The sequence below is a fragment of the Micromonospora sp. NPDC047644 genome (genome assembly GCF_040704315.1).
Lineage (GTDB): Bacteria > Actinomycetota > Actinomycetes > Mycobacteriales > Micromonosporaceae > Micromonospora.
In genome coordinates, this window is record NZ_JBEYSY010000001.1 from 676,141 (window position 1) to 694,907 (window position 18,767).

Annotated in this window: 21 protein-coding genes; 6 read left to right on the forward strand and 15 right to left on the reverse strand. The window is 70.3% G+C overall.

Translation table 11 applies throughout. The annotated features are described in order from the left end of the window. Positions 1 to 480, reverse strand: coding sequence for a SigE family RNA polymerase sigma factor (locus tag AB0877_RS03160; protein ID WP_366606102.1), 480 nt, complete (start codon positions 478 to 480; stop codon positions 1 to 3). 182 nt (positions 481 to 662) lie between these two features. On the opposite strand from AB0877_RS03160, the gene AB0877_RS03165 reads away from it, so the two are divergent. Both AB0877_RS03165 and AB0877_RS03170 read left to right on the forward strand, forming a co-directional pair. Next, a complete protein-coding gene (locus tag AB0877_RS03165) occupies positions 663 to 2,249 on the forward strand; it encodes an LPXTG cell wall anchor domain-containing protein (RefSeq protein WP_366606103.1) in 1,587 nt (528 codons plus the stop codon). 193 nt (positions 2,250 to 2,442) lie between these two features. Then, positions 2,443 to 3,228, forward strand: a complete 786-nt coding sequence (locus AB0877_RS03170) for a DedA family protein (protein WP_366606204.1) — start codon at positions 2,443 to 2,445, stop codon at positions 3,226 to 3,228. Between the two features lie 166 nt (positions 3,229 to 3,394). Here AB0877_RS03170 and AB0877_RS03175 read toward each other — a convergent pair whose 3' ends face one another. From AB0877_RS03175 to AB0877_RS03220, 10 genes are all read right to left on the reverse strand, one after another. Continuing rightward, positions 3,395 to 3,772 carry a metalloregulator ArsR/SmtB family transcription factor gene (locus tag AB0877_RS03175; protein WP_030332125.1) on the reverse strand — a complete coding sequence of 126 codons (378 nt, stop codon included), beginning with the start codon at positions 3,770 to 3,772 and terminating at the stop codon, positions 3,395 to 3,397. 57 nt (positions 3,773 to 3,829) lie between these two features. Continuing rightward, the gene (pyrE, locus tag AB0877_RS03180; protein ID WP_112586136.1) at positions 3,830 to 4,369 is read right to left on the reverse strand and encodes an orotate phosphoribosyltransferase; all 540 of its coding nucleotides are present in this window, start codon (positions 4,367 to 4,369) and stop codon (positions 3,830 to 3,832) included. 168 nt (positions 4,370 to 4,537) lie between these two features. Then, complete coding sequence (locus AB0877_RS03185; protein WP_366606105.1) at positions 4,538 to 5,347, reverse strand: SDR family NAD(P)-dependent oxidoreductase; 810 nt, start codon at positions 5,345 to 5,347, stop codon at positions 4,538 to 4,540. A 10-nt stretch (positions 5,348 to 5,357) separates the two neighbouring features. Next, a complete protein-coding gene (locus AB0877_RS03190) occupies positions 5,358 to 6,014 on the reverse strand; it encodes a hypothetical protein (RefSeq protein WP_366606107.1) in 657 nt (218 codons plus the stop codon). 72 nt (positions 6,015 to 6,086) lie between these two features. Continuing rightward, positions 6,087 to 6,854 (reverse strand): hypothetical protein, encoded by a 768-nt coding sequence (locus tag AB0877_RS03195; protein WP_366606109.1) that lies wholly within the window; start codon positions 6,852 to 6,854, stop codon positions 6,087 to 6,089. A 101-nt stretch (positions 6,855 to 6,955) separates the two neighbouring features. Next, entirely contained in the window at positions 6,956 to 7,537 is a 582-nt protein-coding gene (locus AB0877_RS03200) for a DUF4178 domain-containing protein (RefSeq protein WP_366606111.1), read from the reverse strand. A gap of 82 nt (positions 7,538 to 7,619) precedes the next feature. Further along, positions 7,620 to 8,474 carry a hypothetical protein gene (locus AB0877_RS03205; protein WP_366606113.1) on the reverse strand — a complete coding sequence of 285 codons (855 nt, stop codon included), beginning with the start codon at positions 8,472 to 8,474 and terminating at the stop codon, positions 7,620 to 7,622. A 69-nt stretch (positions 8,475 to 8,543) separates the two neighbouring features. Further along, a complete protein-coding gene (locus AB0877_RS03210) occupies positions 8,544 to 8,924 on the reverse strand; it encodes a hypothetical protein (protein ID WP_366606114.1) in 381 nt (126 codons plus the stop codon). Positions 8,925 to 9,032: 108 nt separating this feature from the next. Next, the gene (gene clpB, locus AB0877_RS03215; protein WP_366606116.1) at positions 9,033 to 11,624 is read right to left on the reverse strand and encodes an ATP-dependent chaperone ClpB; all 2,592 of its coding nucleotides are present in this window, start codon (positions 11,622 to 11,624) and stop codon (positions 9,033 to 9,035) included. A gap of 85 nt (positions 11,625 to 11,709) precedes the next feature. Further along, positions 11,710 to 12,354 carry a helix-turn-helix domain-containing protein gene (locus AB0877_RS03220; protein WP_366606118.1) on the reverse strand — a complete coding sequence of 215 codons (645 nt, stop codon included), beginning with the start codon at positions 12,352 to 12,354 and terminating at the stop codon, positions 11,710 to 11,712. Between the two features lie 85 nt (positions 12,355 to 12,439). Between AB0877_RS03220 and AB0877_RS03225 the strand changes: the two genes are divergently transcribed. From AB0877_RS03225 to AB0877_RS03235, 3 genes are all read left to right on the forward strand, one after another. Next, positions 12,440 to 13,576: an epoxide hydrolase gene (locus AB0877_RS03225; protein ID WP_366606120.1), complete on the forward strand. Its 1,137-nt coding sequence runs from the start codon at positions 12,440 to 12,442 to the stop codon at positions 13,574 to 13,576. 97 nt (positions 13,577 to 13,673) lie between these two features. Then, positions 13,674 to 14,174, forward strand: coding sequence for a TrkA C-terminal domain-containing protein (locus AB0877_RS03230; RefSeq protein WP_354943754.1), 501 nt, complete (start codon positions 13,674 to 13,676; stop codon positions 14,172 to 14,174). 5 nt (positions 14,175 to 14,179) lie between these two features. After that, the gene (locus AB0877_RS03235; protein ID WP_366606122.1) at positions 14,180 to 15,394 is read left to right on the forward strand and encodes a cation:proton antiporter; all 1,215 of its coding nucleotides are present in this window, start codon (positions 14,180 to 14,182) and stop codon (positions 15,392 to 15,394) included. Here AB0877_RS03235 and AB0877_RS03240 read toward each other — a convergent pair. Beyond that, on the reverse strand, positions 15,383 to 15,841 hold the full coding sequence (locus tag AB0877_RS03240) for a GNAT family N-acetyltransferase (RefSeq protein ID WP_366606124.1): 459 nt from the start codon (positions 15,839 to 15,841) through the stop codon (positions 15,383 to 15,385). The two genes, AB0877_RS03235 and AB0877_RS03240, sit on opposite strands and share 12 nt — an antisense overlap. Before the next feature lie 172 nt (positions 15,842 to 16,013). Here AB0877_RS03240 and AB0877_RS03245 point away from each other — a divergent pair, with 172 nt between their 5' ends. Further along, positions 16,014 to 16,445 carry a hypothetical protein gene (locus AB0877_RS03245; RefSeq protein WP_357348173.1) on the forward strand — a complete coding sequence of 144 codons (432 nt, stop codon included), beginning with the start codon at positions 16,014 to 16,016 and terminating at the stop codon, positions 16,443 to 16,445. 171 nt (positions 16,446 to 16,616) lie between these two features. On the opposite strand, the gene AB0877_RS03250 is transcribed toward AB0877_RS03245, so the two are convergent. From AB0877_RS03250 to dnaJ, 3 genes are all read right to left on the reverse strand, one after another. Continuing rightward, positions 16,617 to 16,811, reverse strand: coding sequence for a hypothetical protein (locus AB0877_RS03250; protein WP_366606126.1), 195 nt, complete (start codon positions 16,809 to 16,811; stop codon positions 16,617 to 16,619). Between the two features lie 136 nt (positions 16,812 to 16,947). After that, a complete protein-coding gene (locus AB0877_RS03255; RefSeq protein ID WP_030332087.1) occupies positions 16,948 to 17,388 on the reverse strand; it encodes a helix-turn-helix transcriptional regulator in 441 nt (146 codons plus the stop codon). Between the two features lie 30 nt (positions 17,389 to 17,418). Beyond that, positions 17,419 to 18,603, reverse strand: coding sequence for a molecular chaperone DnaJ (dnaJ, locus tag AB0877_RS03260; RefSeq protein WP_366606128.1), 1,185 nt, complete (start codon positions 18,601 to 18,603; stop codon positions 17,419 to 17,421). Between the last annotated feature and the right edge of the window lie 164 nt (positions 18,604 to 18,767).

An 18,767-nucleotide genomic window follows, 5' to 3' on the forward strand; every position in this document is an offset into this window, starting at 1 on the left:
TCACGCCTCCACGTACTCGGCCCGAAGCGTGGCCAGGGCTCGGGAGATGGACGAGCGGACGGTCCCGACGGCACAGCCGAGAATGTCGGCGATCTCGACGTCGGGCAGATCCTCGTAGTAACGCAGCACCAGAGCGGCCCGCTGTCGACGCGGCAGCCGGGACAGCCAGGACCAGACCTGGTCCCGATCCACGGCGGACTGGGCGTGGTCGGTGGGCACCGGCACCGATGTGTCGGGCTCTCCGCGCAACAGCACCCGACGCATCCATGAGCCGCGCCGCCAGTCGACGTACTGGTTGGTGAGCATCCGGCGTACGTACCGCTCGGGCGAGTCCGCTCGGGCGACCCGACGCCAGTTGAGCTGGACCCGGACCATGGTCTCCTGCACCAGATCCTGGGCCTGGTGTGGTTCGCCGGTCAGCATCACCGCGTACCGCAGTAGCGGGGCCAGCCGCGCGTCCGCGAACTCCTCGTACGTCACTGCACCTCCCGGAGGGCTCCTGCCTCACTTGACGGAAGCGGACCGGCCGAACATTGCGGTGACTCTGATCAACCTTTTGGTTCGTCTTGCTCGGCGGGTGGCTTTGCGGGCTGCAGTGAGCCTTAGCAATTCCTTAAGATCCGCAGGCTCCACCTGATCCCCCAACTGGAGGAATCCCCCTCATGCTCACCCACTCCACCCGGCGTTGGCTCGCCGGACTGGGCGTAGCAGGCGCGTTCGTCGCCGCCGCCGCCAGCCCGGCCGTCGCCGCCCCGGAGGCGCCCATCGAACTGGGCGTCTACTTCAGCGACACCACGATTGCTGCGGGGTCCGAAGGCAAGATCGACTCCCCCCTCCTGTTCGCCTCCGAGCCGGTGGTGGTCGAGGGCCTCACTGTCACCTACGACTACCGGGACCTGAGCGGTGTCGTCCAGGTCAAGCCCGAATCGTCGAGCTTCGACTGCAAGTCGCCGGAGGCCGGCGTTCTGGTCTGCACCGACCCCTTCGAGATCGGTCTCGAGGAGTGGGCCTTCGGCGGCCTCTTCGAGGTGGCCCTGATGCCGGCCGCGAAGGCTGCCGACGGCGACACCGGCAACCTCAAGGTCACGGTCAGCGCGGAGGGTCTCGCTCCGGCCAGCCACACCGCCAAGCTGCGGATCGGCGAGGGCGTCGACCTGGCCGCCCCGGGCGAGGAGACCGAAATCTCGTCGGCTCCCGGAGGCACGTTCAGCGCTCCGCTGACGCTCAGCAACGCTGGCAAGACCGCCGCCAAGGGAGCGGTCGCGGTCTTCGACCTCGATTACGCGATCCGCCCCGACAAGCAGTACAGCAACTGCACCTACGAGGACGGGCACCTGCGGACCTGCGCCTTCGACGAGGTCACCGCCGCCGGCAAGGCCCGCTCGGTTTCGCTGTCCTACGTGCTCGGCAAGGACACCTACGCGCCGGGCAGCGAGTACGGCTACTACAACTGGATGACGATCGCCGAGTTCGAGGACTTCAACGCCTACCTCCAGGCCGGCGGCATCTCGGTCGGGAAGCCCGGCAACGGTCCGGTCCTGAGCCTTCCGGAGGTCCCGTCCAAGATGGGGGCGCGCGGCTTCCAGGCTGACACCGACCCGATGAACAACTGGTCCGGCATGAGCGTCAAGGTCACCGGCAAGAACGGCACGGACCTGGTGGCGGTCGGCGGCCAGCTGACCGGCAAGGCCGGCGACGTGGTCACTGCCTCCGTCGGAGTCCGCAACGACGGCCCGGCCGCGCTGGACTTCGGCCGCTCGGGCAGCCCGGTTACCAAGATCGACATCGCCGTTCCGGCGGGCACCACCGCGGTCGAGGTTCCCGAGTTCTGCGCGCCGCTCAACGGCGACGAGCAGGACTGGGAGAACGCCGGCAAGCCGGGCGCGAAGCTCTACCGCTGCTACCCGGACATCTTCATCGGTGTCGGCGAGGAGCAACTGGTCGACATCGGCCTGCGGATCGACAAGGTGATCGAGAACGCGGCGGGCACCGTCACCATCAACGCCAAGTGCGAGTGCGAGGGCTTCACCGAGGACCTGAAGCCGGCCAACGACGTCGCCAAGATCCTGGTCAACGTGGCCGGCGGCACGGGCGGCGGTGGCGACGGCAACGGTGACGGTGACGGCGGCTCGCTGCCGATCACCGGTCAGTCCACCGGGCTGATCGCCGGCCTCGGCGCGCTGCTGCTCGCCGCGGGCGTCGGCGGCTACCTGGTGGCCAAGCGCCGCCGGACCCGCTTCGTCGCCTGATCCACCCGCACCACCGGTGCCCCGTCGACCACCACGGTCGGCGGGGCACCGTCGTTGGGCCCCGCGACGGCGGGGCACGGTCGTGGGACCCGGCGGCGCGGGTGGGTGGTGACGGGCCGGTCCGGCGCGGCCGGGACCCTGGGCTTCGGTACCCTTTGTGGCCGTGGACACAGCTGAGAAGACCCGCGCTCTCATGGAGAGCGTCGCCCTGAACCCGCTCGATCCCAAGGATCTGCTGCAGACCTTCGGGCTGATCGGCGTGTGGGTGATCCTCTTCGCCGAGACCGGCCTGCTGGTGGGTTTCTTCTTCCCGGGTGACTCGCTGCTGTTCCTCGCCGGGGTGGCCTCGTCACCGGTGGCGGACGCGATCTTCGGTGACGGCACCCGCCTCTCCCTCGCCGGCCTGCTGATCGGTGGGCCGATCTGCGCGATCGTCGGGGCGCAGTTGGGGCACTGGCTCGGCGCGCGGTACGGCCGGCCGATGTTCGAGCGGCCGAACTCCCGGCTCTTCAAGAAGGAGTACGTGGAGAAGGCCGAGTACTACTTCGAGAAGTTCGGCCCGGCGAAGGCCGTCGTGCTGGCGCGTTTCATTCCGATCGTCCGGACGTTCCTCAACCCGGTCGCGGGCGCGCTCGGCATGCCGGCCAAGAAGTTCCTGCTCTGGAACATCGTCGGCGCGGTGCTCTGGGTGGACGGCATCCTGCTGATCGGCTACCTGCTGGCCGAGCAGATCTACCAGGCCATCGGGGACAAGATCGACCACTACATCCTGCCGGTGGTGGCTCTGATCATTCTGATCTCGGTGCTGCCGATCTTCTTCGAGTTCCTGCGCGACCGGCGGGCCCGTAAGCGCGGCGAGGCGGTCGCGGTGGTCGCGGCGGCCAGCGCCGCGGGCGCTGTGGAGGCGGCCCGCGAGGCGTTCGACCACGACCGGCACCACGATGGCCGTCAGCGCCCGGAGCACGGTCAGGACCGTTGAGCGGTACGACGACGGCCGGCCCCCTGGTGCGGGGGTCGGCCGTCGGCATGTCGAACCCGGCCTCCGGTGGTGCGACCGGGGCCGAGCAGGTGTCAACCACCGGTGGCGCCACCCCTGGCTCGCCACCGGACGCCGCCCCGGCTCGGGACGGCGTGGGGTGCCTATGTCAGCGGGCCTTCTTGGTGGCCCGCTTACGCGGCGGGGTCAGCAGGTCGGCGATCGTCGCGATCGCACTCGGGACCAGGCTGTAGTACGCCCAGACACCGCGCTTCTCCCGCTGCAACAAGCCAGCCTCGGTGAGGATGCGCAGGTGGTGACTGACCGTCGGCTGAGAGAGGCCGAGCGGCGCGGTCAGGTCACAGACGCACGCCTCGCCCTCGGGGGCCGACTGGATCAGGCTGAGCAGCCGCAACCGAGCAGGATCAGCAAGGGCCTTGAGGACCCCGGCCAGACGCTCGGCATCGGCACGTTCGATCGGCTCGCCGTTTAGCGGCGAGATCTGAGGCATAGTCATTTCGGCCAACGCAGTTCCCACGTATTCCATCCTTCCACCAGCAGCATCGATCCGCCTGCATATCAGCAGATCCGAATCGGCAGACTTTTACGCCACAAGGCCGAGGTCAGCCAACGTATAGGCCGCCCGGTACGGCAATCCGGCGGCTCGCACCGCGTCGCCGGCGCCTCGATCAACAATAACCACCACGCCTACGACTTCCGCCCCGGCCTCGCGAAGCGCCTCGACAGCCGTCAAAACACTTCCGCCCGTCGTGGATGTGTCCTCCACCGCCAACACACGGCGGCCAGCCACCTCCGGTCCCTCGATCCGCCGCTGAAGACCGTGGGCCTTGCCCGCCTTGCGCACCACAAAGGCGTCCAGGGCCCGGCCGGTCGGAGCGGCGGCGTGCAGCATCGAGAGCGCGACAGGATCCGCGCCCAGGGTGAGGCCCCCAACGGCGTCAAACTCCCAGTCGGCGGTGAGGTCGAGCAACACCCGGCCGACCAGAGGAGCGGCCCGGTGATGGAGCGTGACGCGCCGCAGATCCACGTACCAGTCTGCCTCCCGCCCGGACGAGAGCACGACCCGGCCGTGGACCACGGCCAGGTCGGTAATGAATTTACGCAGGTCGTCGTGGTCCCCCATGGCGATAGAGGTTACTGCGCAACTCTGAACGCCGTGTGCGGGGTCCACCCTGATCAGCCCAGAGAGGAACCGATGAGTGGCGATGTTCGACTACGCTCAGCAACTGGCCCGACAGCGGCGTGCCAACGCCGTTCCACCGCTCGCTCGGGGTCGGCGGGCCGGTCGGGCTCAGCGCTCGTCGCGACCGATCCGGCCGCGGGTGTCTCGCGCGACCGCCTGGAGCAGCCGCCGCGGCGCGTGTCGCATACCTGCGACGACCACCTTGTACTTCCACGCCGGGATGCTGACCATCTTGCCTTTGCGCAGGTCACGCAGGGCTTCGTCCACTACGTCCTCGGCCCGCAGCCACAGCCACTCCGGCGTCTTGGACATGTTGATGCCGGCCCGCTGGTGGAATTCGGTGCGGGTGTAGCCGGGGCAGAGGGCCATCACCTGAACGCCGAACGGCCGCGCCGACTGGCCGACGGACTCACTGAAGTTGGTGACCCACGCCTTGCTGGCGGAGTACGTCGATCCGGGCATGGCCGTACCGAAACCGGCGACCGAAGAGACATTTATCACTGCCCCATTTCGCCGTTCGGTCATCGGTCGGAGCGCCGCCAGGGTCAACCGCATGACCGCGTGGACGTTGAGTCGCAACAGTCGCGCCTCGTCCTCCGCCGTGGAGCGCAGGAACGGTTTGTTCAGGCTGATCCCCGCATTGTTGACCAGCAGATGCACCGGGCTGCCGTCGGCGAGCCGCTGCTCCACGGTGGCGCAGCCGTCGTCGGTGGACAGATCCGCGGAGATCGTCTCCACCTCGCGTCCGGACGTGGCACCCAGCTCAGCGGCCAGCTCGGCCAGGCGGGCCGCGTCGCGGGCGACGAGCACCAGGTGCCAGCCATCGGCGGCCAGTCGTCGCGTGAACGCCGCGCCGATGCCGGCGGTGGCCCCGGTGATCAGGGCTCGGCGCTCGGCAGTCGTGGGGTCGAGCGTCACGGAACGGTCCTCACCTGGGCGGGTACGGGGGCGTGTGCGGCGCCGACGGGGGCTGGTGCGGGGCGGGCGGGAACAGGGGCGGTGCGGTTGGCGCCGTCGGGCGGTGGCGGCCGAACCAGTTGTTCGCCGCCGGCAGCGCCAGCAGCGTAGCTACTACAAGGTAACCGAGTGCCTGGGCGACGGAAAGCCCGGCGTTGAGCGGGATCCACCAGGACGGGTACGCGTCGCCGACCAGACCCAGCAACTCGGCGAGGGACCGGTCGCCGGAGCCCATTCGCAGCGGCGCGGCCCGTTCGCCGACGACCACCACCATGCTGCAACAGGCGGCCAGCAGACCGAGCCCGCTGACCACCCAGGTCGCCACCCGGACGCCGTTGCGACCGGCCAGCAGACCGAGGGCCAGGCCGGCCAGCAGCAGCGCGGACAACGCCGCCACCACCGCCGACAGCACCGCGGACGCACGGAGCAGAGCCACCACGCCGTCGACCTGCTCCGGGCTCGCCGAGGTGTCGCGGGCGGCGGACCGGAACCCGTCGACCGTCCCACCGAGCACCACCAGGGAGACCACCGCGTACGCCAGCGCGGCGACCGCCATCACCAACAGCACGGTCGCGGCCGTCAGGGCGGCGGCGGGCCGGCGGGCCGGTGCCGATTCCGGGTACGACACGACGGATCCCTCCGGTAGGCGTCGGGTTGCAACCTACTCGGAGGGATCGTCGGCGTCGTGCTTATCGAACCGTCAGTTGCTCGGCGGCGGGGTTGACCCGGGCCGATCCGTGGGCGGCGTGTCGTCCGGCCGGTTCGCGGCCGGTGGCGGCGGGTAGCTCGGCTCCCCACTCGACGGATAACCCGGCTCACCGGATGCCTGCGGGTAACCGGGCTGACCCGGCGCCTGCGGGTGGCCAGGGTAGCTGGCGCCCGGGGTGGGCGGTTCCCAGCCCGCTGTGGGCTTGCGGAAGAACGGGTTCGCCTTCGGCAGCGCCAGCAGGACCAGCGCCGTGATCAGCGCGATCAGGCCGAGCACACCGAGCAGGAGGCTGACCGGGGTCACCCAGGAGGGCAGTGCCTCGTCCAGCCGGCGCTGGATCTCCTCCGGGCTCGGCGCGTCGCCGCTGGTCCCGCCACCGGTGGTGAAACCGCCGGCCGCGTTGCTGAGCAGACCGCCACCCAGGCAGCAGACCATGATGCCGCCGACGATCCAGGTGGTGATCCGGGCGCCGTTGCGGCCCTGGTTGTTGAACAGGGCCAGCACGCCCAGCACCACCGCGAGCAGCAGCAGGACGATGCTCCCGCCGATGCCGACGACGGCGAAGACGTCGGCCACCTGGTCGCCGTCGGTGGCGCTGCCCTCGTACGCCGCGCGGAGCGCGTCCCGCGTCTTGCCGAAGGTGCTGAGCGAGATGATCAGACTGACCACCTGGAGCGCCAGGAACAGGAAGAGCAGGTAACTGGAAATCGACACAATGGATGGCCGCTGACGGGCCGGCGTGCTCTGGGAATCGACCACGATTCTCCTTCCCTAAGATCGCGCCCACACCGTATCGACAACCGGCCAGTTCGGCATGCCGTGACGAGCCCGGCGCGTCCGCCTGGCCGGCCTCGACGGCCTCAGACCCGGGGCGGGAGGATCGTCAGGTCGGCGGGGTCGAGAAGGTCACCGCGGGCCACCCGCCAACCCTCTTCGCCGTACGCCTCGAAGGAGAGCCGTGCGGTGCCACCGGACTGGTAGTCGTGGTAGCGCATCGTTCCGGTCGACGGCAGCTCTGTCTCGCCGGTCGCGGTGTAACGCGCCTGCCCGGTCTCGGCCCAGGTGAAGCGCCGCCTGCCGAGTTCGATGGTCGGTGCCCCCGGGGTGACGGTGGCGCCCGGTTCCGGGGTCCAGAAGACCAACTCCAGTTCGGGGCCGTCCTCCACGGAGAGCCGGTGGCGGGTGCCGGAGTCGTCGTCGAGGAGGTGTTGCACCCAACTCCAGTCGCCCTCGACCAGGCGGATCGTGGCGCTCACCGCGTACTCCCGCTCGCGGATCCGCACGCTGTCACCCGGAGCCAGCCGGCGCAGCGGGCCGCCGCGCGGCGGCTCCGCCGATTTGTGGACGGGCCGGCCCGTCGGCCGCCGGCGGGCCCGCACGACGACCACGACCACCGCGAGTACGGCAACAGCCGCCACCAGGCACGTCACCAGCGCGTCCACGCGACCACCTCCCCAGGTACGTCGGCGCAGACGGTAACAACCGTCGGCACCCGGAAGGCCCGTGCTGTGGCCGACAGCTCAACTAGCGAGTGTCCTCGGGTGCGTCCTCCGGAGGCGGCACCGGCGGTCCGGTCGGCCCTGGTGGGGCGGCCGGCGCTCCCGGCGTCAGGTGCGCGGCCGGGTCGGGGCAGATCAGGTAGCCGGGTGGGAGCGGCTGGTTCGGCGGCAGGAAGCCCGGCACCGGTGGGGCTGTCGGATATCCGTAACCGGTCGGGGCGTAGGTGAGGGCGGGCATCACCCACGCCGGGCCGGGCAGCGCCTCGTTCGCGGTACGCGGCACGAACCAGCGGTTCGCCGGTGGCAGCGCCAGGAGCAGGGCCACGGCTGCGGAGAGGACCAGAACGGTGAGCACACCCAACCCTGCCGCGGGGACGAGCAGGTCCTCCCAGGGGTCGGTGCCGGCGTACAGCGTGTCGAAGAACGTCGAGCTCTCCCACTCTTCGTCCCAGTCCGGTGGCGGCTCGTCGCCGATCTCCGGCATGGTCAGCAGCGGCACGAGAAAGCCTCCGGAGCAGCACTGCCCGAAGCAGACCAGCAACTGCGCTCCGCTGGCCACGAAGACCAGGATCCGCGCGACGTTGGCACCTCGCCAGACCGGGACGGCGGTGGCCGCCAGCCAGACCGCGAGCAACACCGCCGGCACGCCGAGGATCAGTGTCATCGCGACGTTGCCCTGCCGCTCGCCGGCCACCTCGTCCGGGTCGGCGTCCGGCACCAGTCGTACCGCGCGGTCGATCTGGCCATCGAAGCGCACCGCCTCGGCCACCGCGAGCGCGGCCAGGCCGAGCAGCACCAGCACCACCGTCAGTTGCAGCCAGAAGGCGATGGTCACGGTGGCCGGGCGGGGCGGACGCGGCACGGTGGCGGGCGGGCTCATGGCTGGCAACGTACGGTGCGTCGCCAGCGACCGGCAGAACCGATCGGGCAGCACCGACCGGCGAATGGATCATGCTGCGGCGAGCCGCCGACTGGCGTAGGCGCCAAGGGTTTCCCGGTCCATCACGCAGCCGACGAAAGTGGTCAACTCGCTCGGATCGTCCCGCAGCGACGTCCACGTCGCTCGGGCCTTCTCCGGGTCGACCCGCTCCAGCAGCGTGGCCGCGTACGCCCGGCCGGCGGGTGTGCCGTCGGCCAGCACCCGGTCGAGCTGGCGGCGTACCTCATCGGGGTGGTCGCCGAGGGCGGCCTCGACCCGGTGGTACGCCTCGGTCACCGGCAACAGCGTGCCCGCGATCCCCACCCCACCAAAGGCGAGCGTGTCAGCGGCCACCAACTCGTCCACGGCGGCGCCCAATTCGCGCTCCCAAGCCTTCCGCATCCCAAACATGCCTCCACCCTTTCCCCGTCCGGGCCCACTCCACCCCCGCCCCACCCTGTTGATCAAGAGGTTTGCGTCAGGACAGGACGCGAACCTCTTGATCACCGCGTCGGGGGGTCAGGCGGGGGATACGGAGAGGGTGTTGGTTTCGGTGGAGCGGTCCACCTTCACCGTTTCTCCGTCTCGGATCGATCCGGAGAGCAGGGCCCTGGCGAGTTGGTCTCCGATCGCGCTCTGGACCAGCCGACGGAGCGGTCGCGCACCGTAGATCGGGTCGTAGCCGTGCTCGGCCAGCCAGTCCCGGGCGGCATCGGTGATCTCCAGACCCAGCCGACGATCGGCCAACCGCCGCCGCATCCGGTGCAGCTGGATGTCGACGATGGAGCGCAGGTCGTCCCCCCGCAGCGAGGCGAAGACCACCATGTCGTCCAGCCGGTTGAGGAACTCCGGCTTGAAGTGCGAGCGGACCACGGCCAGCACGCCCTCGCGGCGCTGCTCGTCGGCGAGCGTCAGGTCGCTGATCACCGACGACCCGAGGTTGGACGTGAGGATCAGAATCGCGTTCCGGAAGTCCACGGTGCGGCCCTGGCCGTCGGTGAGCCGGCCGTCGTCGAGCACCTGGAGCAGCACGTCGAAGACGTCCGGGTGAGCCTTCTCCACCTCGTCCAGCAGCACCACGGAGTACGGCCGCCGGCGCACCGCCTCGGTGAGCTGACCACCCTCGTTGTAACCGACGTAGCCGGGCGGGGCACCGACCAGGCGGGCGACCGAATGCTTCTCGCCGTACTCGCTCATGTCGATGCGGACCATGGCCCGCTCGTCGTCGAAGAGGAACTCGGCGAGGGCCTTGGCCAGCTCGGTCTTGCCGACGCCGGTGGGGCCGAGGAAGAGGAAGCTGCCGGTCGGGCGGTCCGGGTCGGCGATACCGGCGCGAGCACGGCGTACCGCGTCGGAGACAGCGCCCACCGCCTCGGTCTGGCCGACCACCCGGTCGCCCAGCGACTCCTCCATCCGCAGCAGCTTGGCCGTCTCGCCCTCGAGCAGGCGGCCGGCGGGGATGCCGGTCCAGGAGGCGACCACGGCGGCGATGTCGTCCGCGCCGACCTCCTCCTTCAGCATCGCGCCGTCGGCCTGGAGTTGCGCCAGCTCCTCCTCGGCCTGCTTCAGCTCGACCTTCAGGGCGGGAATCCGGCCGTAACGCAGCTCGGCGGCGCGTTCCAGCTCGCCGTCGCGCTCGGCCCGCTCGGCCTCACCGCCGAGACGTTCCAGCTCCTCCTTCGCGGTGGAGAGCTTGGTGATGTGGCTCTTCTCCGTCTGCCAGCGCTCGGAGAGCACAGTGAGCTGCTCGCGCTTGTCGGCCAACTCCTTGCGGAGCCGCTCCAACCGCTCGGCCGAGGCGGCGTCCGGCTCCTTGGCCAGGGCCATCTCCTCGATCTCCAACCGCCGGACGGCCCGCTCGATCTCGTCCACCTCGACCGGACGCGAGTCGATCTCCATCCGGAGCCGGGACGCGGACTCGTCGACCAGGTCGATCGCCTTGTCCGGCAGGAACCGGTCGGTGATGTACCGGTCGGACAGCGTCGCGGCGGCCACCAGCGCGGCGTCGGTGATCCGTACGCCGTGGTGCACCTCGTAGCGCTCCTTGAGCCCACGCAGGATGCCGATGGTGTCCTCGATGGTCGGCTCACCGACCAGCACCGGCTGGAAACGGCGCTCCAGCGCCGGGTCCTTCTCGATGTGCTCGCGGTACTCGTCGAGCGTGGTGGCGCCCACCATCCGCAGCTCACCACGGGCCAGCATCGGCTTGAGCATGTTGCCGGCGTCCATCGAACCCTCGCCCTTGCCCGCGCCGACGACGGTGTGCAGCTCGTCGAGGAACGTGATGACCTGCCCGTTGGAGTTCTTGATCTCCTCCAGGACGGACTTCAGTCGCTCCTCGAACTGGCCGCGGTACTGCGCGCCGGCGACCATCGCGCCGAGGTCCAGCGAGATCAGTTTCTTGTCGCGGAGGGACTCGGGCACATCGCCGGTGACGATCCGCTGGGCCAGGCCCTCGACGATCGCGGTCTTGCCGACGCCGGGCTCGCCGATCAGCACCGGGTTGTTCTTGGTACGCCGGGAGAGCACCTGGATGACCCGGCGGATCTCGGAGTCCCGGCCGATGACCGGGTCGATCTTGCCATCGCGGGCGCTGGCGGTGAGGTCGACGCCGTACTTGGTCAGGGCCTGGTAGGTCTGCTCCGGGTCGGCGGTGGTGACCCGACGGTCCCCACCGCGCACGGTCGGGAAGGCCGCGACCAGGGCTTCCTCGGTGGCACCGACGGCCTTCAGCGCGCCGGACACCGCCCCGCCCACCCGGGCCAGGCCGGCCAGCAGGTGCTCGGTGGAGGTGTACTCGTCGCCCAGCGGCCGGGCGATCTGCTCGGCGGCGCCGATGGCGTTGACGAACTCCCGAGCCAACGTCGGCTCGGCGATGCTGGAGCCGCGGGCGGCCGGCAGGTTGTCGACCGCGCGCTGGGCGGCCTGGCGCAGCTCGGTCGGGTCGGCCCCGACGGCGCGCAGCAGACCGGTGGCGGTCGAGCCGTCGGTGTCCAGGAGTGACAGCAGCAGGTGCCAGGGCTCGACAGTGGCATGACCGCGCTGGTTGGCCAGCGCGACAGCGCCCGTGATGGTTTCGCGGCTCTTGGTGGTGAGTCTTTCGGTGTTCATGGGCTCCCCCGGATCGGCGTTGTCCACTGGGTTGGACACAACCAGAGTTGAGCGTATTCCGCTCAACCTTAGCGCGTGACGCCCATCACTCCCGGCGTCGCCACCGCCAGTCGAACTCGCCGGCCGCCGGAGCCGGGCCGGGCAGCGGGCCAGCGTCCGGCTCCGACGACAGGCCCGCCACCAGGACCGCGAGCTGGCGACGGCGCAGCTGACGGGTCCGCTCCGGATCGGGTACGCGGACCGCGGCACACGCCTCCAACAACAACCCCAGATCGTGGACGACCGCGTCTGGGCGCAGCCGCCCGCTCGCGTGGGCCCGGTCGACCAGGGCGGCGGCCAACTCACCGGCGCGCACCGCGTCCCGTCCCATCTCCTCGGTCGGGGTGAACGTGCCGGCCAGGTGGACGGTGAGCGAGTGCACGTCGGCGTCGACCACCCGGGCCAGGAAACCGGTGAACGCGGCCCAGTCGTCCGGCTCGGCGAGGGCGGTCTCGGCCTCCGCGACGTACCGACGCAGCCCGTCGTGGCAGAGCTGGCGCAGCAGGTCCTCCTTGCCCGCGTACCGCCGGTAGAGGGCACTGATGCCGACGCCGGCGCGCTCGGCGACGGCGGCGATCGGGGCCTTCGGGTCGTCGAGGAAGACGGCGCGGGCGGCTTCCAGGATGACCTCGTCGTTGCGGGCGGCCTGGGCGCGGCGACCGCCGAGGGTCTTGCCGGACGTCGGTGACATGAGTTCAGACTAACAGTGGAACGGATCGTTCCGCTCTGCTATGGTCATTGCAGAACGAAACATTCCGTTCCGAAGGAGTTCCGGCATGAGTGACACCGCTGTCCACCCGTTCCGCGTTGAGATCCCGCAGGCCGCCCTCGACGACCTGGCCGCCCGGCTGGACCGCACCCGCTGGCCCGTCGAGCTGCCCGGCGCGGGTGACTCGTACGGGATGAGCAACGACCGGGTGCGCGCCCTCGTCGACAGGTGGCGGGGCGGGTTCGACTGGCGCGCCGTCGAGGCCCGCCTGAACGCCCACCCGCAGTTCGTCACCGAGATCGACGGCGAGCGGATCCACTTTCTGCACGTCCGGTCGTCCCGGCCGGACGCCACCGCGCTGGTGCTCACCCACGGCTGGCCCGGCTCGGTGCTGGAATACCTCGACGTGATCGCCCCGCTCACCGAGCCGAGCGACCCGGACGCGCCGGCCTTCCACGTGGTCGTCCCGTCGCTGCCCGGCTTCGGCTTCTCCGGCCCGACCCGCAGCGCCGGCTGGAACCGGTTGCGCATCACCCGCGCCTGGGCCGAGCTGATGAACCGCCTGGGGTACGACAGCTACGGCGCGGTCGGCAACGACGCCGGCTCGATGATCTCGCCGGAGTTGGGCCGGACCGACCGGGAGCACGTGCTCGGCGTCCACGTGACTCAGCTCTTCTCGTTCCCCTCGGGCGACCCGGCCGAGTTCGCCGGGCTCTCCGAGGCGGACCAGGCGGCGCTCGGGCACCTTCAGTGGTTCTACGAGAACAAGTTCTCCTTCAACCAGGTGCACAGTCAGCAGCCGCAGACCCTGGCGTTCGGACTGACCGACTCACCCGTGGGGCTGCTCGCCTGGAACGCCCAACTCTTCGACGAGAGCCTGGACGCCGACTTCATCCTGGCCAACGTGGCGCTCTACTGGTTCACCGGGACGGCCGCCTCGGCGATGCGGCTCTACTGGGAGGACGCGCACGCCGGCGAGCCGCCGACCGAGCCGACCACCGCACCGACCGCGCTGGCCATGTTCCCCGGGGACTTCCAGTCCATCCGCGCCTTCGCCGAGCGGGACCACTCGAACATCGTCCGGTGGACGGCGTACGACGCCGACGTCGAGGGTCGGGGCGACGTCGGCGGTCACTACGCGGCCCACCAGGCCCCCGAGGTGCTGGTCGCCGACATCCGCGAGTTCTTCGCCAGCATCCGCTGACCGCCAGCGCTCGATCGATGAGCTGCGCAGGGGCTGGTCTGACGACCGGCGGCCGTCCAAGATCTGCGGATTGTTCATCAAGCGGTAGCCTTGGCTGGTGCGAGTACGTGTCGAGCAGACCGCCCTACCCGGGATCGGGGTACGTCACGATTTGGTGACGGAGTCCGGACGCCGCCTGGGCGTCGTCTCCCATCGCAATGGCCGCCGTGATCTCGTTCTCTACGATCCCGACGACCCTGACGCCTGCCAGGCGGACATTCCGCTCACCGACGACGAGGCCGAGGCTCTGGCTGACATCCTCGGCGCGTCGCTGATGCTCGGTCAGCTCTCCGGGCTCCGCGAGCAGGCCGCTGGTCTGCTCACCGAGCAGATCGCCATCACGGCGGGCTCCCCGTACGTCAACCGGAAGCTCGCCGACACCAAGGCGCGTACCCGCACCAGCGCCTCCATCGTGGCGGTGCTGCGCGAAGGCGAAGTGATCGTCTCGCCACTCCCCTCCTTCCGCTTCGCAGCCGGCGACGTGGTGGTCGTCGTCGGGACCCGCAGAGGTCTCGACGGCGTGTCCGCCATCCTCGCCGACAGTGACCCGGACGGCTGAGGCGGATGCACGATTTCACCACGCTGCTCATCGAAGTCGGTGCGCTGCTGTTGCTGCTTGGCCTCCTCGGCCGGCTGAGCCGACGCTTCGGCCTCTCGCCCATTCCCCTCTACCTGCTCGCCGGGCTCGCGTTCGGGCACGGCGGGCTACTGCCGCTCGCCGCCAGCGAGGAGTTCTTCGCGGTCGGCGCCGAGATCGGCGTCATCCTGCTGCTGGTGATGCTCGGCCTGGAGTACTCGGCCAACGAACTGGTCGGCAACCTCCGCTCGGCAGCCCCGGCCGGGCTGATCGACGGCGTGTTCAACGCGCTGCCCGGCGCGGCCTTCGCCCTGCTGCTCGGCTGGGACTGGGTCGCCGCCCTGGTGCTCGGTGGCATCACCTGGGTCTCCTCCTCCGGGGTGATCGCCAAGGTCCTCGCCGACCTGGGCCGGCTCGGTAACCGGGAAACCCCGGTGATCCTCTCGGTGCTGGTCATCGAGGACCTGGCGATGGCCCTGTACCTGCCGCTCGTCACTGCCGTACTCGCCGGCACCGGCCTGCTCGGCGGCGGGATCGCGCTCACCGTCGCGGTGGGCACTGTGCTGATCGTGCTGGTGGTCGCCATCCGGTACGGCCACCTGATCTCGTCCGCCCTGTCGGCGAAGGACCCGGAGGCGCTGCTGCTCGGCGTACTCGGTCTGACGTTGCTGATCGCGGGCATCGCCGCGTCGCTCCAGGTGTCGGCGGCGGTCGGCGCGTTCCTCGTCGGCATCGCGCTCTCCGGCCCGGTGGCGCACCACGCCACCGAGTTGCTCTCGCCCCTGCGGGACCTGTTCGCCGCGGTGTTCTTCGTCTTCTTCGGCCTGACCACCGACCCGCAGGACATTCCGCCGGTGCTGCTGCCGGCGCTCGCGCTGGCCGTGATCACCATGGCGACGAAGACGGCGACCGGTTACCTCGCCGCCCGTCGGGTCGGCATCGCCGAACCCGGTCGATGGCGGACCGGCCTGGCGCTCGTACCCCGAGGTGAGTTCTCCATCGTCATCGCCGGTCTCGCGGTGGCCGCCGGGAGCGTCGAGCCGCGGTTGGCGGCGCTGGCCGCGACGTACGTCCTGATCACCGTGGTGACCGGGCCGATCCTGGCCCGGCTGCCGGACTTCCCGTGGTTCAAGCGGTGGCTGCGCAACCGCGCGGCGGCTCAGCGGCGGGGGCCGGCCCCGGTCGTCGACTCACTGCACTGAGGTCCACCTGAAGGCCGCGGCCGCGTGGGTCGCGCCTTCGCGAAGGTAGAAGCGGTGCGCCTCGGTCCGGGCCAGACCGGACTCCAGGAAGACGTAGTCGGCGCCCCGTTCGTGTGCCCATGCCCGGGCCGCCGCCAGCAGGTCGGTGCCGACACCCCGGGAGCGCCACCCGGGGTGCACGGCCAGGTCCTCGATCGAAGCCCGACGACCGAAGCGCACCGAGAGGATGTCCAGGTAGACGCTGGCCACACCGACCACCTGATCCTCGTCCGATCGCGCCCCGAACAGTGCGACATCTTCGCGGGCGAGCAATTGCGCGGTCCGCTCGACAGCGCGGTCGCGGTCCCAATCCACGGGACGCCCGCCGGGAGGGGCGAAAAGCCACTCCAGCCCCATGACGAACTGAGCCTCGGCGCCCCGCTGGAACCGTCGAACATGGATGGTCATAGGGGCATCATCGGCCACTCCGTCGATGCAGTGGGCCCGCCCATGCCAACGGTTGCGGAATTGCTCCCCATGGGGACTACCGCAGCACCCGACGGCGGGTTACCGTTTCGCCCCAGCAGCCACGGTCCGCAGGCAGCGTTGCCAGACGCGGGCGAGAGCGGAAGGTTGGCCGGTGAGCGTGCAGGAGTCGACTTTCCACGGCTTCGCCAACCCCGTCGATCCGACTCCGGCGGAGTTGCGGTCCTGGGCGTACAAGCCTGATTCGGTGCCGTTGGCCTCGATGCCGCCCGACTGGGACCTGCTGGTCTCGGGCGACCGACTGGTGTTGACGCTCTTCGAGTTGGCGATGGACCCCACCTGCCCGGCCCGGCGTTTCGCGCTGCACTGCCTCTACATCTACGCGGCCGACGGCATCCGGACGAACTTCCGCGCCCACCCGAAGCGCCGCTTTCGCAAGCTCGTCGAACAGGCCGAACGCGACGGCGACGAGCTGATGAAGGTCTGGGCGCACAACGGCCGGGTGCTGTTGGCTCGACCGGACCTCTTCGTCTACCGGGACTGGTGCGAAGGCGGTCTGGTCCGCGAAAACCGCCGCCTCGGCTGAACCGCCGGATTCGCTCCGTTCATTTCGCCGATCTTGCACTTTCTGTCCCGACCTATTGCACGAAGCTAGACATTCCGTCATCCCAAACTGCAAGATCGCGGAACGTCGGGCGCGGATGCGGCGAACGGGCCGGGACCCCCCGTGGGTCCCGGTCCGCACGTTGGTTGCCGGTCAGTCCTGCTTGCGTTCCGTCTCGGCTCGACTTCGTTCGCCGTTGTGGTCGGCGTTTTCGGCGAACCGGCCCGCGATGACCCGGTCCCGGTAGGTTCCCTCGGTCACCTTGTCGAACTTCTTGCGGACGGTTTCGGCCAGGTTCTCCAACCGGTCCTCGGTCTGCTGGGCCATCTTCTTCGCCGGTTCCGCCATCGCTCCCCCTTGCCATGCCGGTAGGTCCGGATTACGCCGATTGGACCCTTATCGACAGGCTAACCGAAGCGGCCCGGACCGCGCCGGGAATCCGGCGCGATCCGGGCCAACAAGACAGATCCGGGTGAGCGGTGGGTCAGCGATCGGGTGTGCGGCGGGGACGCCACACCACCAGAGCGGTGGACGTGCGGTTGGTCGGCACCAGATCCCGGCCCGGGAAGCGGGCCAGCGACTCCAACTCCGCCACCCGGCGGTACGCGGCGTCCAGCTCCGCCTCCAGCCGGGCCACCCGCTGCTGCGCCTGCTCCAACAGCCGTTCCAGCCCGATGATCCGCTTGACGCCGGCCAGGTTGATCCCGTCGTCCTGACTGAGCCGCTGCACCTCGCGCAACAACACGACGTCGCGGACGCTGTAGCGACGCCCGCCACCAGCGGCTCGGCCGGGCTGCACGAGCCCCAGTCGGTCGTACTGGCGCAGGGTCTGCGGATGCATTCCCGCCATCCGAGCCGCTACCGAGATCATCAACACCTTGGCCTCGTAGGCAGGGTCGCCCGAACCGAGGAACTCGCCCGACATCCCGCTCACCTCCGCGTCCGTTCCACCGGACTAACTGACTCGACGCACCCGAGCGTCGAGATGTTCCCGAGCCGCCGGCGGGGTCTGCTCAGCGAACGACTCCAGCGCCGAGCGCGCCTCGTCGGACAACCGGGCCGGCACCACCACGTCCAGCGTGACCAGCAGGTCACCGGCCTGCCCGTCGCGACGGACCACACCCTTGCCCCGGGCCCGCAGCACCCGACCGCTCGGCGTCCCCGGCGGCACCCGCAGGGTCACCGCCCCGTCGAGCGTGGGCACCCGCAGGTCCGTGCCGAGCACGGCCTCCGCGAAGGTGACCGGCACGGTCAACGTCAAGTCGTCCCCGGTACGCCCGAACAGCTCGTCCGGCCGAACCTTGACCTGTACGAAGAGGTCACCCGCCGGGCCACCGCGCTCGCCCGGCTCACCGCGCCCGGCCAGCCGGATGCGTTGACCGTCGGCCACCCCGGCGGGGAAGCGGACGTTCATGGTGCGGGTCTTGGTGACACCGCCGCTGCCGTGGCACTCCGGGCACTTCTCCTCGACCACGGTGCCGACGCCCTGGCAGTTGCGGCACGGCTCGGAGAAGCTGAACGACCCCTGGTCGCGGGTGGTCACGCCGGCACCATGGCACACCGGGCAGGTACGCGGCTGGGTGCCGGGTTTCGCCCCGTTGCCGTGACAGGTGTCGCAGACTCCCGGCGCGCGCAACGTCAGGGGCAGCGTCACCCCGCGCACCGCGTCGCCGAAGTCCAGCGCCACCTCGGTCTCCACGTCCCGACCACGGGCCGGACCGCGTGGCGCGGCCTGCCCACCGGCCTGGCCTCCGCTGAAGATCGAGCTGAACAGGTCCTGGAAGCCGGCGCCACCGAAGCGACGGTCGCCGCCACCTCCGCCGCCACCGAACATGTCGGAGACGTCGAACGGCATGCCGCCCGGCTGACCCCCACCCCTGGCGTTGCGCCGGAACGCGCCCGAGCCGAAGAGGGAACGCATCTCGTCGTACTCGCGACGGCGGCCGCTGTCCGACAACACGTTGTACGCCTCGGACGCAGCCTTGAATCGCTCCTCGGCCTTCGGGTCGCCCGGGTTGTGGTCCGGGTGGGACTCCCGGGCCACCTTGCGGTACGCCTTCTTGATGTCATCCGCGGAGGCGGCCTTGTCCACGCCGAGAACGGCGTAGAAGTCCTTCTCGATCCAGTCCTTCGAACTCACCGGTCCACCTCCTTCCGACCCTCGTGGCCCGGCCGTCCCGCCCACCGCTGGGCGGTGGGCCGGCACCCGGATGGGCACCTCGGTGCCCTCCAGTCTCGACACGTACAACATCGCGATCGACACCACGTGTGCCAGCGTGTCGGCCACTGTCGTCGACGGCCGCG